The organism is Salinicoccus sp. HZC-1, assembly GCF_046736035.1.
In the GTDB taxonomy this organism is placed as follows: domain Bacteria; phylum Bacillota; class Bacilli; order Staphylococcales; family Salinicoccaceae; genus Salinicoccus.
This window is the reverse complement of record NZ_CP177130.1, coordinates 1-14,020: the sequence shown is the minus strand read 5'-3', so window position 1 is coordinate 14,020 and position 14,020 is coordinate 1. Positions and strand designations below refer to the sequence as shown.

General features: G+C 46.1%; 10 protein-coding genes. All 10 read right to left on the bottom strand.

Annotated features, from left to right (window positions below):
• Nucleotides 1–255: 255 nt before the first annotated feature.
• Nucleotides 256–1,488: an imidazolonepropionase gene (gene hutI, locus ACKRAT_RS00050; RefSeq protein ID WP_411843084.1), complete on the bottom strand. Its 1,233-nt coding sequence runs from the start codon at nucleotides 1,486–1,488 to the stop codon at nucleotides 256–258.
• On the bottom strand, nucleotides 1,488–3,146 hold the full coding sequence (hutU, locus tag ACKRAT_RS00045; protein WP_411843083.1) for a urocanate hydratase: 1,659 nt from the start codon (nucleotides 3,144–3,146) through the stop codon (nucleotides 1,488–1,490). Before hutU ends, hutI begins: the two co-directional genes overlap by 1 nt.
• Entirely contained in the window at nucleotides 3,124–4,647 is a 1,524-nt protein-coding gene (gene hutH, locus ACKRAT_RS00040; RefSeq protein ID WP_411843082.1) for a histidine ammonia-lyase, read from the bottom strand. Before hutH ends, hutU begins: the two co-directional genes overlap by 23 nt.
• A 102-nt stretch (nucleotides 4,648–4,749) precedes the next feature.
• Nucleotides 4,750–5,196, bottom strand: coding sequence for a hut operon transcriptional regulator HutP (gene hutP, locus ACKRAT_RS00035; protein WP_411843081.1), 447 nt, complete (start codon nucleotides 5,194–5,196; stop codon nucleotides 4,750–4,752).
• 156 nt (nucleotides 5,197–5,352) lie between these two features.
• Nucleotides 5,353–7,923, bottom strand: coding sequence for a DNA gyrase subunit A (gene gyrA, locus ACKRAT_RS00030; RefSeq protein ID WP_411843080.1), 2,571 nt, complete (start codon nucleotides 7,921–7,923; stop codon nucleotides 5,353–5,355).
• Nucleotides 7,924–7,941: 18 nt separating this feature from the next.
• Nucleotides 7,942–9,861: a DNA topoisomerase (ATP-hydrolyzing) subunit B gene (gene gyrB / locus ACKRAT_RS00025; RefSeq protein ID WP_411843079.1), complete on the bottom strand. Its 1,920-nt coding sequence runs from the start codon at nucleotides 9,859–9,861 to the stop codon at nucleotides 7,942–7,944.
• Between the two features lie 14 nt (nucleotides 9,862–9,875).
• Nucleotides 9,876–10,973: a DNA replication/repair protein RecF gene (gene recF, locus ACKRAT_RS00020; RefSeq protein ID WP_411843078.1), complete on the bottom strand. Its 1,098-nt coding sequence runs from the start codon at nucleotides 10,971–10,973 to the stop codon at nucleotides 9,876–9,878.
• Nucleotides 10,970–11,185 (bottom strand): S4 domain-containing protein YaaA, encoded by a 216-nt coding sequence (gene yaaA, locus ACKRAT_RS00015; RefSeq protein ID WP_411843077.1) that lies wholly within the window; start codon nucleotides 11,183–11,185, stop codon nucleotides 10,970–10,972. Before yaaA ends, recF begins: the two co-directional genes overlap by 4 nt.
• Nucleotides 11,186–11,388: 203 nt before the next feature.
• Nucleotides 11,389–12,522: a DNA polymerase III subunit beta gene (gene dnaN / locus ACKRAT_RS00010; protein WP_411843076.1), complete on the bottom strand. Its 1,134-nt coding sequence runs from the start codon at nucleotides 12,520–12,522 to the stop codon at nucleotides 11,389–11,391.
• Nucleotides 12,523–12,688: 166 nt separating this feature from the next.
• On the bottom strand, nucleotides 12,689–14,020 hold the full coding sequence (gene dnaA, locus ACKRAT_RS00005) for a chromosomal replication initiator protein DnaA (protein WP_411843075.1): 1,332 nt from the start codon (nucleotides 14,018–14,020) through the stop codon (nucleotides 12,689–12,691).

The window sequence follows — 14,020 nt, the reverse complement described above, 5'->3', positions numbered from 1 at the left end:
ACGCCCCCAAAGGGACGTGGTATACGCGTTGCCACCCTAATTCGATGTTAAAAACATCATCTCTTCTTTGTTAACGGTAGATTTTCATACCGGCCCGCTATTGTAAGAAGGACGGAAATTCGTGTTTTTCTCCAGCCATTCCCACCAGCCATGGCCTCTCTGTCGTCAAATAAACACTACTGCTTCCTTCTAACGGTTCCTATTAAGTTATTAATCATTTTAATATGAATAACCTAAAAAGGCAAGGGCCCGGGCTTATACCAGAAGGCCCGGACGTACATAAACCACTTCTCCATCCGCAATAACCGTATGGGCATGATTTACGCCATAGTGATACGGAATATATTCATGATTCGGTGCATCCCAGATCACGAGGTTCGCCGCATCGCCTTCAGCGAGCGTGCCGCGTTCAGAACCGATTGCATGTGCAGCATTGACTGTCACTGCGTTCCAGATTTCATTCGGCGTCATCTTAAGCTTCAATCCTGCAATGGCCATGATCATCTGCAGATTATCCGTTACACAGCTGCCCGGGTTATAGTCTGTGGCCAGGCTGACGGCGCCATCGTTATCAAGTATCCCGCGGGCGTCGGCAAACTGGTCTTTTCCAAGATAGAATGTCGTTCCGGGGAGAAGCACTGCCACTGTGGCCGAATCTTTGAGCATTGATTTGCCTGTGTGGCTGGCAGCAACCAGATGATCGGCACTGATTGCATTTTGTTCAATCGCCAGTTCCAGACCGCCCAGCGGATCGATTTCGTCTGCATGGATTTTCACACGCATGCCTTTTTCATTCGCCGCTTCCATATATCTTCTGGATTGCTCGATAGTAAATACACCTGTTTCACAGAAGATATCCGCAAAATCCGAAATATCCTTTACTTCGTCCAGCAAATCAATCATTTCATTCAAAAATGTTTCACTGTCTGTACCTTTTGGAATCGCATGCGGTCCAAGGAATGTATGTTTCATTTCAATCGGGAAATTCTCTGCTATTTCCCGGGAAACATTGAGCTGTTTCAATTCATTTTCACGGTTCAGACCATAGCCGCTTTTACTTTCAACGGTAAGCACACCGTGCTGGACCATACGCACTATATTTTTGGATGCTTTTTCAAACAGCTCTTCATGCGTCGCTTTTCTTGTCTGTTCGACAGTATTCAGGATACCGCCGCCTTTTTCAAGTATCGTCAGGTAATCCACACCCTGGCGCTTTAACGCCATCTCATGTTCACGGGAACCGCCGTGGACCACATGTGTATGTGGATCGACAAGAGCAGGGGAGACGATCATACCTTTGGCATCGATTGTCTCTTTTGCATCGTATTCGTCCGTCTCTGCACCCGCATATACGACTCTGCCGCCGTCGATTACAACCATTGCATCATCTACAACTTCAAGATCATCCATCTCTTTCCCTTTTAAAGGTTTATCCGTCTTTTTCGGAAGGATGAGTGATTTGATATTTTTAATCATTGTATCGTTCATTATTGATTCTCCTTTAACATTGGCATATTGACGCCTTTCTCTTTCGCCGTTTCAATCGCGGTATCATAACCTGCATCCGCATGTCTCACGATACCCATACCCGGATCACTTGTAAGTACTCGCTCCAGACGGCGCTTTGCGTTATCTGTGCCGTCCGCTACAACGACCATACCGGCGTGCAGTGAGTATCCCATGCCGACACCGCCGCCATGGTGTACGCTGATCCATGAACCGCCTGCAGCAGTATTCACGAGTGCGTTCAGGATCGCCCAGTCACCGACTGCGTCACTGCCGTCTTTCATGCTTTCCGTTTCACGGTTCGGACTCGCAACAGAACCGCTGTCCAGGTGATCCCGTCCGATGACAACCGGCGCTGAAATTTCACCGTTTGCTACAAGCTCATTCAATGCCAGTCCCATCTTTGCACGTTCACCGTAGCCGAGCCATGCGATTCTTGAAGGCAGTCCCTGGAAAGCTATTTTCTCCTGGGCCATATCGAGCCATCTCAAAAGCTTTTCATTTTCCGGGAAGAGTTCGCGCATCTTCCCATCCGCCACTTCGATATCTTTCGGGTCACCGCTCAATGCCGCAAAGCGGAAAGGGCCTTTGCCTTCACAGAACAGCGGCCGGATATATGCCGGTACGAATCCGGGGAAATCGAATGCATTTTCGACGCCATCATCGAATGCCACCTGACGGATATTGTTGCCGTAATCAAATACGACAGAACCGTTCTTTTGGAATTCAAGCATCGCGTCCACATGTTTAGCCATGGACCTTGAAGACAATTTAACATATTCAACAGAATCCGCTTCCCGGAGTTGCGCCGCTTCCTCCAGGCTGTAACCTTCGGGCACATAACCGTTGAGCGGGTCATGCGCGGACGTCTGATCGGTAACAACGTCAATTTTGAATCCGCGTCTTAAAATCTCATGATGGATTTCAGCCGCATTTCCCAAAAGACCGATGGATAGAGCTTCGCCTCTATCGCGTGCTTCTTCAGCCATCTTCAACGCTTCATCGAGTGATTCTGTTTTCGTATCCAGGTATTTTGTATCCAGACGCTTTTGAATGCTTTTCGGGTCGACATCCACACATATTGCGACCCCTTCATTCATTGTCACGGCCAGCGGCTGTGCACCGCCCATGCCGCCGAGTCCGGCAGTCAGGGTAATCGTTCCTTTAAGGGAACCATCGTAATTTTGATTCGCAAGTTCGGCAAACGTTTCATAAGTTCCCTGGACGATTCCCTGGGAACCGATGTAGATCCAGCTTCCTGCAGTCATCTGCCCGTACATCATCAGACCTTTTTTATCGAGCTCGTTGAAATGTTCCCAGGTCGCCCACTTGGGTACCAGCACCGAGTTTGATAATAAGACACGCGGCGCCTCTTCATGCGTTTTGAATACCGCAACCGGTTTGCCTGACTGGATAAGCATCGTTTCATCCTTTTCCAGATTGCGCAAAGTATTTTCGATTGCTTCGAAAGATTCCCAGTTCCGTGCAGCCTTGCCGATTCCCCCATAAACGACAAGATCTTCAGGCCGTTCAGCCACTTCAGGATCCAGGTTATTATAAAGCATTCTCAGAGCCGCTTCCTGCTCCCATCCCTTACATTCGATTTCCAAACCTTTTTTAGCAGTAATTTTTCTCGACATGTTCTGCCACCCCTTTAAAATTTTTAAGTACGTCCGATAACTTTTCTATATCTTTACTGAAATTACGATCGTGATCGATGAAATCCACGATTTCCCTGTAAGTGTTAAATTTCTCCCGGGTTTTTGGTGACAGCTTGTCGACCCCTTTAATTTCGACAGCTGTCAAAGCGATGAATAATTCAATCGCCAGTACGTTACGCATATTGTTGATGATATCCCTTGCATGGCGTGATCCTATGGTCCCCATGGAAACATGGTCTTCCTGGTTTGCAGAGGATGGAATGGAATCCACACTTGCAGGATGGGCGAGTGTCTTATTCTCAGAGACCAGGCTCGCTGCTGCGTACTGCAGAATCATCGCTCCGGACTGCAGTCCTTCTTCCGGGCTCAGGAATGCCGGCAGATCACCGTTCAAATTTGGATTGACCAGGCGTTCTATGCGCCGTTCTGATATGTTCGCGATTTCACTCGCTCCGATTTTGAGCAGGTCCATTGCGATGGCGATCGGCTGGCCGTGGAAGTTTCCGCCTGAAATGACTTCATCTTCGCCAAAAATAAGCGGATTATCATTTGCTGCGTTCATTTCAATTTCCAGCTTCTCCTTCACATAGGCGAGCGTCTGCAATGATGCGCCGTGCACTTGAGGGATGCATCTGAGTGAATACCCGTCCTGCACCCTGATTTCCCCCTGCCTTGTTGTGAGTCCGGATCCTTCCAGATAGTCACGGAGCTGTCTCGCGACTTCCACCTGTTCCGGATATCCTCTTGATGTATGCACTTTTTCGTTAAACGCATCAGTAATGCCATTTAATGCCTGATGCGTCAGTGAAGCGATCCACACGCTGTCTTCCATCAGTTTTTCCGCTTCGATATAGTTGATCAGTCCCTGGGCTGTCATTGGCTGTGTACCGTTGATCAATGCAAGTCCTTCTTTTGCCTCCAGTGTAACCGGCTCAATACCGAGAGCATCCAGTACATCCTTGGAATTGCGAAGTTCCCCTTTATAATAAACTTCGCCTTCGCCGATGAGTGTAATCGCCAGATGAGAGAGTGGGGCAAGATCGCCGGAAGCCCCGAGTGATCCCTGTTCCGGCACTTTGGGGATGATGCGTTCGTTGATGAATGTTTTCAGCTGGTCGACAAGCCCGACGGTTACACCCGAGTGGCCCTTTAATAATGTATTGAGTCTCAACACCATCATCGTCAGCACGGTCCTCTCTGCGAATGGTGCACCGACACCGCATGAGTGGGAACGGATCAGGTTGACCTGAAGGTCCTGTGTCTTATCTTTTGATATCCGCACATCACTGAACAGCCCGAAACCTGTCGTAATGCCGTAAATCGTCTTTTCATGCTCTATGATATCTTCGACAATCTTTCTTGATTTACGCACATTTTCATACGCTTCTTCTGATATTTCCACCGTACTGTTTCCTTCCGCTAAAAATGATTTCATTTTAGCGATGGTTAAATCATGTCCCTCTAACGTTAAAACCGCCATTCTGACTCCTCCTTTTTCAATAAAAAAAGACACAATAATCCCGTCTGGAATTTCAGTGTCTCTAATAGCTAATGTCTATGACATGCAATATTTTATTGTTTGTTAAATATGATTGATTCCGAGGCCCAACGTTTCATGCTCTTTGCCTTTGATCGGCGCTCCAATGGTGCCGTAAAAACAGACTGCAATCCATTCTCCCTCATTTGGATCTTCATAGGGAAATCCCCTGACCACTGCAAATGAAAGACCGACAGTCCGCATGACTTCACCGACGCTTAATTTACCGCGCGTCACACCTTCAGCCGCTTCGATGATGGTGTGATAGAGTGCATGGGTTTCCCGGTAGATATCCGCATTGATCACTTCATTGCGCTTTGCTGCGGTTTCAACAGATGATATGACCTTTTTAAGATCCATTGAGCCGACTTTGCCTGTAACCACTTTAAACGCTTCGTGTTCAGGCATCAGCCCAAGTGCTGTTTCCTGTCCCATTAACGCCACTAATGTCGCATATTTACCAAATGCTTTCTGGTGTATTTCGCTGCTCATCCGTATACCTCTTTTTTAAGCTCAGGCTGTTTTCTATATTCATTCACTAATTTTTCTACTAAATTCTCTAATGACTAATTCTATTATAGCGCTTACATATGTAATTGGCAATGCAGTAAAAAAATACCCGCGGCTCACCAGCCGCGGGTATAAGAACTATTCTTCAATTTCGTCTTCATCTTCAGAAGGCTCTAATGATTCTTCAGCGGTCAGCGTCTCTTCTGCCTTTTCTTCCGCTTCCTCGTCCACTTCATCCTCATTATCGAGCGTCAGCTCTTCCTCTTCTATTTCTTCTTTCACTTTAGCAACTGTCGCCACTTTCTGGTCGCCTGAGAGTTTGATCAGTCTTACCCCCTGGGTGTTACGTCCAAGAGTGGAGACTTCTTCCATCACAAGACGGATGATGACACCATGATTGGTCACAATCATCAGATCTTCATCACCGTTCACCGATGCGATGTAGATCAGTTCACCGACGCGGTCCGTAAGGTTTGCCGTTTTGACACCGACACCGCCGCGGTTTGTGATGCGATATTCCGCCTCGTGCGTCAATTTACCATAACCATTGTCCGTCACTACGAGGATGGTCTGGTCTTCAATCAGCACATCAAGTCCAATGACTTCATCGCCTTCACGCAATCTGATTCCTTTGACACCCGCTGCAGTCCGTCCCATCGTACGAATCTGAGTTTCCGGGAAACGGATGAGGGCGCCGTCTTTCGTACCCAGAATGACTTCCTTGGAGCCGTCTGTCAGACGCACAGCAAGAAGTTCATCTTCATCTCTGAAGGAGATTGCAATCTTGCCGTTTTTGTTGATGCGTTCAAAGTTATCGAGCCTGGACCGTTTGACGAGTCCATTCTTCGTCGCAAATACAAGGAACATATCTTCAATATCTTCAGAGCTTTTATCCTTCACGGAAATGATTGTACTGATCTTTTCATCCTTGTCGATTTCCAGCATATTGACGATCGGAATGCCCTTGGATTGTCTGGACAGTTCCGGAAGTTCATATCCTTTCAAACGATAAACGCGTCCTTTATTCGTAAAGAACATGATGTAATCATGCGTGCTCATCGTAACGATCTGTCTTACGAAGTCATCTTCGATCGTATTCATTCCCTGCACACCGCGGCCGCCGCGGTGCTGCGCACGGTATGTCGATGATGGAAGACGCTTGATATAGTTATTGTGGCTGAGTGTCACAACTATCTGTTCTTCAGGGATGAGGTCTTCATCTTCAATATCGGACAGGCTGCCGAGAGTGATCTCAGTACGGCGTCCGTCTCCATATTTATCCCTGATTTCAGTTAATTCTTCGCGGATGATATCAAGAAGTTTCTCTTCATCGGCTAAAATCGCCTTGAGCTCTTCGATTGTTTTGAGTATTTCGTTATACTCTTCCTCAACCTTGCCTCTTTCCAGTCCCGTCAGGCGACGAAGACGCATATCGAGAATGGCCTGGGCCTGGCGTTCAGACAGACTGAATTTTTCCATCAGGCCGGTTCTGGCCGCCTCATCATTTTGAGAGCCGCGGATCAGGGCAATGATCTCATCGATATTATCGAGTGCGATTTTCAGGCCTTCCAAAATGTGCGCTCTGTCTTCTGCGCGTCTCAAGTCAAACTTCGTACGTCTGACAACGACCACTTTCTGGTGTTCAAGATAGTGGTGGAGCACTTCTTTGAGACCAAGAATTTTAGGCTGCCCTTTAACAAGCGCCAGCGTGTTGATACCGAATGATGTCTGAAGGGGTGTCTGTTTATAAAGATTATTTAAAATGACATTCGCATTTTTGTCTTTTCTGATTTCGATGATGATTTTAACGCCTTCTTTAAGGCTCGTTTCATCCCGCAGATCAGTGATTCCTTCAATTTTCTTATCCCGCGCCAGTTCAGCAATCTTTTCGACCAATCTTGCTTTGTTGACCTGATACGGAATTTCGGAAACGACAATGCGTTCCTTGCCGTTTTTCATCATTTCGATTTCACATCGCGCACGCATGAGTACAGACCCTCTGCCTGTTTCATATGCTTTGCGGATGCCGCTCTTGCCGACGATGAGTCCACGGGTAGGGAAGTCCGGCCCCTTTACATATTCCATCAGTTCCGGCAGTGTGATTTCGTCATCTCTTGATAATGCGAGTACCGCATCGATTACTTCCGTGAGATTGTGCGGCGGGATGTTTGTTGCCATCCCGACAGCAATACCGCTCGATCCGTTCACAAGCAGATTCGGGAACCTGGCTGGAAGCACCACCGGTTCACGCTCGTTGCCATCATAGTTATCCTGGAAATCGATGGTATCCTTATTGATATCCCTCATGAGTTCCATGGAAATCCTGCTCATTCTGGCTTCTGTATAACGCATCGCTGCTGCACCGTCGCCGTCCATGGAACCAAAGTTACCCTGGCCGTCGACGAGAGGGTAGCGGTAACTGAAATCCTGTGCCATGCGGACCATGGCATCATAGATGGAAGAGTCGCCGTGCGGGTGATATTTACCCATTACATCCCCGACGATACGTGCTGATTTTTTATATGGCTTCTCAGAGGTCATGCCGTTGTCATGCATACCGTGAAGTATTCTGCGGTGTACCGGCTTCATACCGTCACGGACATCAGGCAGTGCTCTTGAGACGATAACACTCATTGCATAATCCAGGAATGACGTTCGCATTTCCTTGCTTATGTTGACCTGCTGCATTCTGTCTTTTTCGTCACTCATTCAAATTTACCTCCATAATTAAACGTCCAGGTTCTGAACATACATTGCATTTTCTTCGATAAAGTTCTTCCTGTATTCCACAACATCACCCATCAGCATTTCAAACGTCTGATCCGCTTCGACCGCATCTGTAAGGGACACTTGCATCAATGATCTGAAGCCCGGATCCATTGTCGTTTCCCATAGTTGATCGGCATTCATCTCACCCAGACCTTTATATCTGGAAAGTGAAATCTTCGGTGTGTCTTTAAGTTCGCTTCTCAGTCGTTCAAGCTCTTTGTCATCGAACACATAATATTTGTTCTTGCCCTGTTCGACTTTGTAGAGCGGCGGCTGTGCAATATATACATATCCCGCTTCAATCAGCGGCTGCATGAAGCGATAGAAGAATGTGAGCAGCAATGTACGGATATGGGCACCATCCACATCGGCATCGGTCATGATTACAATTTTGTGGTATCTCGCTTTGGAAAGATCGAATTCCTCACCAATGCCCGTACCGAGTGCTGTAATCATTGAACGGATTTCATTGTTGTTCAAAATACGGTCGAGACGTGCCTTTTCAACATTGAGGATCTTACCGCGCAGCGGCAGGATCGCCTGGGTTGTCGAGTTACGTCCGGATTTCGCCGAACCGCCCGCCGAATCACCCTCAACGATAAAGAGTTCACTTTCAGACGGATCTTTGCTTGAACAGTCGGCAAGTTTACCGGGCAGGCTTGAAATCTCAAGTGCGGATTTTCTGCGCGTCATTTCACGCGCCTTTTTCGCAGCAAGCCTTGCATGCTGTGCTGTAACCCCTTTTTCGACAATGATTCTTGCGACCGGCGGGTTTTCCATCAGGAAACGCTCAAACCCTTCGGTAAAGAGCTGGTCGGTGATCAGTCTTGCTTCCGAGTTGCCGAATTTTGTTTTCGTCTGTCCTTCAAACTGTGGATCCGTATGTTTGATGGAAACGACTGCCGTCATGCCTTCACGCACGTCTTCACCGCTCAGACGGTCTTCGCCTTCTCTGATGATTCTATTGTTAAAACCATAATTGTTAATGACTTTTGTCAGCGCACGCTTGAATCCATCTTCATGCGTTCCGCCTTCGTAAGTGTTGATGTTGTTTGCATAAGACAGCAGTGTCGTCGTAAAGCCCTTGTTATACTGCAGGGCGATTTCCACTTCGATCTCATCTTTTTCACTATGCATGTAGATCACTTCATCATGAAGCACTTCACGCGTTTCATTCATCTGTTCCACGTAGGATTTAATGCCGCCCTCATAGTGATATGTGAACGTCTCATCTTCTTCACCGCGTTCGTCAATCAGATTGATTTCGAGCCCTTTATTCAGAAACGCAAGTTCTTTGATACGATGCTGCAGTATGTCCAGTTCATATTCTGTCGTTTCCGTGAATATTTGCGGATCTGCTTTAAAACGGATCATCGTTCCGGTCTTATCCGTATCGCCAATCACTTTCAAATCGAACTGCGGCACACCGCGGCTGTAACTCTGATGGTGGATTTTACCGTCTATGTGTACATACACTTCAAGCGTTTCACTCAGTGCGTTGACTACAGATGAGCCCACGCCGTGGAGGCCGCCGGAAACTTTATATCCGCCGCCGCCGAATTTACCTCCGGCGTGGAGTACAGTCAGGATGACCTCAACTGCCGGACGGCCCATTTTTTCCTGTATACCCACTGGAATACCGCGGCCATTATCCGTCACTTTCACCCAGTTATCCTTTTCAATCGTCACGTTCACAAGCGTGGCGTGTCCCGCCATCGCCTCATCGATACTGTTATCGACGATTTCCCATACTAAGTGATGGAGCCCTTTTGAAGCTGTCGATCCGATATACATACCCGGACGCTTTCTGACCGCTTCCAAACCTTCTAATACTTGTATCTGACCGGCACCATATTGATCTTCATTAATTTCAGCCATGTTATCACCTTCCGCTATACTTTGACTTTTCCGTCGTCGATACTAAAGGACTGCATCTCATCCATGATCGTATGATTGATATCGCTGATCGAAGTGGTTGTCACGAATGTCTGAACTCTGTTGCGGATCGATGTAAGCAGATGGGATTGACGTGTTTCATCAAGCTCACTCAGCACATCGTCGAGCAGCAGTACAGGATACTCTCCAATTTCTTCCTTGATCAGTTCAAGTTCAGCCAATTTCACCGATAGGGCAGTCGTCCTCTGCTGCCCCTGGGATCCGTATGTCTGAACATCAAAATCATTGATATAAAATGATATGTCATCCCTGTGGGGACCGATCAAAGATTGTCCGCGATCTATTTCTTTTTCCATCGTGTCGTCGAACAGATTTTTGATTTCGGTCTCCAGAGATTTTTCATCTGTTGATTCAAACTTGATATTTGGTTTATAGCGTACAGCGAGGGTTTCTTTACCGTTCGAGATATCCCCGTGGATACGCTGCGCATATTTTTCTATCGTATTGATGAATTGCTGCCTTTTTAAAATAATTAAACTTGCATATTCTGCAAGTTGCGAATTTAAGACATCAATCATTATATGGTCGACATTTCTCTGTTTTAGATAGTTGTTTTTCTGAGCCAGAACCTTCTGATATCCACTCAGCATGCTGAGGTATACTTTGGAAATCTGACCGCATTCCATATTGATGAATTTTCGCCTGATCTGAGGCGATCCTTTGACGATATTCAAATCTTCCGGCGCAAAAAGCACGACATTCAAATGTCCAATGTACTGACTCAGCTTGGAAACTTCCATATGGTTTGCTTTCGCACGTTTCCCTTTTGAACTCACGCTGATGGACAACGGAAGGTCACTGTAGGAAGTAGTGATGTTTCCGTTGACGAACGCTTCCTCCTGATGGAAACGGATGAGCTCTTTATCCTTTGAAGTACGGTGGCTTTTAGCCAGCGCCAGAAAGTAGATGGATTCCAGTAAATTCGTCTTCCCCTGGGCATTCCGGCCAATGAAAACATTGAGTTTCGGATGAAATTCAAGGTCCAATGATTCATAGTTTCTGAAGTTTCCCAGATGAATATTCTTTAGGATCATTTCGGATATTCTATCCTGTAATGTCCGAAATCCCCGAGGTTCAACTCATCACCGTCATGGAGCTTTTTGCCTCTGCGGTTTTCCAGTTCCCCATTTAGGAATACTTCATTTTCCCGAAGAAACCATTTCGCTTCTCCGCCTGAACCGATTATTCCCTCATGTTTGAGGAATTGACCCAATGTAATGATTTCGTCTAACTGGATACTTTCCATGCACTCATCCTCCTAACTCTTACTTCTATATTATACTACATTTTTATATAAATTTCACTCCAGAAGGGCAAATAAAGCCTCCAGAGCGTTTTAGGGGTTTTTTAGGGTTTCCCCCCTTTAAAAACAAAAAACGACTGAGAACCCCCTGTTTTTAAATTTCTGGGTTTCAGCCGAAAGTTTTTATACGTTTTCTCATTTTTATATTAGTAAGTACGGATTGGCAGAATAAGCTGAATGACTTCATCGGATTTTGCAGCGCTCAAAGTAAACGGACGCATAGTTCCGAAGAAATCGATCGTCACTTCTTCGTCTTTGATTGCTTTCAGGGCATCCATCATGTATTTGGAGTTGAAGGAAATCTTAAGTCCCTCGCCTTCCACTTCACCGGTGTTCACATCTTCATTTACTGTACCCACCTCAGGTGAATTGGAGGAAAGCTCAACAGTGCCATTTTCCACCGTCATACGGATCACGTTATTTCCGCCTTCTCTTGCAAGCAGGGAAACACGGTCGATCGCATGATAGAAGTCAGAGTTATCCACAGTGACTTTGGTTTCATAGTTTTCCGGGAATAATCTCGAAGTATCCGGATAGTTGCCTTCCAGCAGTCTTGAAATGAATCTCATATTTCCATAGCTGAACAGCACCTGGTTTTGTGAGAAGTGGATTTCCACTTCATCATCCGAATCATTGATGATTTTATTCAATTCCGTCAGTGATTTGCCGGGAATGATTGCATTCATGCTGTCCATGGCAAACTGGTCGCCGTTCAATCTGCGAAGGGCGAGTCTGTGGGAGTCCGTCGCAGTGAACTTGATGCCTTCGTTATTGAATTGCCAGTTTACACCGGTAAGGACCGGACGCGTTTCCGACAGGGAAACCGCAAAATTCGTCTGGTTGATGATTGTTTTGAGCACTGTCGATTTAAGTACAATACTTTCATCGTCATTCACTTCCGGCAGAAGAGGGTACTGATCCGGATCGTTGCCGCTTAGATTGAATTCTGATTTGGAAGCTGCAATTTTAGTCTGGTATGAATCATTCGTTTCCAGCTGTACAAAATCCCCGGAAAGTTTCTTGATGATATCCACGAAGAACCTGCCTGAGAGTACAACTGCACCTGGTTCATTAATTTCCAGTATTTCTTCATTATCAATTTCTGTCGGGATTGTAATTTCGATGGATATCTCGGAATCACTACCAGTAAGAAGCAGCTGATTATCTTTTACTTCTAGTTTTATGCCGTTAAGGATAGGCAGTGTTGTTCTGGGTGATATAGCTTTAAGACAATGATTTAACTGTTCAATGAAATACTGGCGGTTAATGCTGATTTTCATATGCTAATGACTCCTTATATATATAGATTAATAATAATTTTAGTAATAATAGTAATAGGCCCTGTGGATGTGTGGATAAGTCCGGTAATCCTTTATCACACAAGTTATCCACATGTGCATAATCTGTTGGTTACAGTGTAACATTTATCCACACTATTCACATCTGTTAACTGATCTTGTTTTCAATCTGTTCCAGCTCTTGTTTGAAGATCTCATCCTGATTCAGCATTTTAGAGATTTTTTCATGGGCATGGATGACAGTCGAGTGGTCACGTCCCCCGAATACCTCACCGATCTTAGGCAGGGAGTAGTCTGTCAGCTCTCTGGCCAGGTACATTGCGATCTGTCTCGGAAAAGCGATGGATTTCGTTCTTTTTTTCGAAGAGAATTCTTCAATTTGAATATCATAAAAACTGGATACCGCTTCCTGGATATCAGTGATCGTTATTTTCTTGGAGCTTGACTGGGTCACCAGGTCTTTCAGTGCCTCGGATACCATTTCCGGTGTGAGCGGCTGGTTTACAAGTTTCGAATATGCAGCGACACGCGTCAATGCGCCTTCGAGTTCGCGGATATTCGTCTGGATATGGTTGGCAATGTAAATCATCGCTTCGTTGGGGATCTCCACTTCTTCATCTTCACATTTTTTACGGAGTATCGCGATGCGTGTTTCGAGATCCGGCGGCGTGATATCCGTAATGAGGCCCCATTCGAAGCGGGATCTCAGCCTGTCTTCCAGTGTCGGAATCTCTTTTGGCGTGCGGTCGCTGGAGATGACAATCTGCTTATTATCTTCGTGAAGTGCATTGAATGTATGGAAAAATTCTTCCTGTGTCGACTCCTTGCCGGCAAGGAATTGGATGTCATCGATCAGCAGTACATCCACATTCCTATATCTGTTTCTGAAGGCTTCGGTTTTGTTGTCCCTGATGGAGTTGATGAATTCATTCGTGAATTTTTCACTTGAAAGATAGGCCACTTTCGCATTTGGACGGTGTTCCAAAACATAGTGTCCGATCGCATGCATCAAATGGGTTTTGCCTAAGCCGACCCCTCCATATATGAACAGCGGGTTGTAGGCTTTAGCCGGTGCCTCGGCCACGGCGAGAGATGCGGCATGGCTGAAACGGTTGCCGTTACCGATGACAAATGTCTCGAACGTATTGTTGACATTGAGCTGGTTGTAGACAGGAAACTCATGTGTCTCTTCCGTGCGTCTGGGTTCGGCTGGTGCCTTTTCTGCCGCCTGCTCTTCTTCAGTTACTATTTGAATGTCGGGTTTTTCCCCCATGACGTCGTAGAGCTGATCTTGTACTAACTGGCTGTAGTTCTTTTCCAGCCAGTCTCTCTGGAACTGGGATTCAGCCTTTACAACAGCTTTTTCATTATCCAGGTGGATCAGAGTCGTCTCTTTGAACCATGTCGAATAACTTGCTGTCGCAATTTTATCTTCTATCGCATTTAATGTATTTTCCCATATTTCTTTTAAACTGCTCAT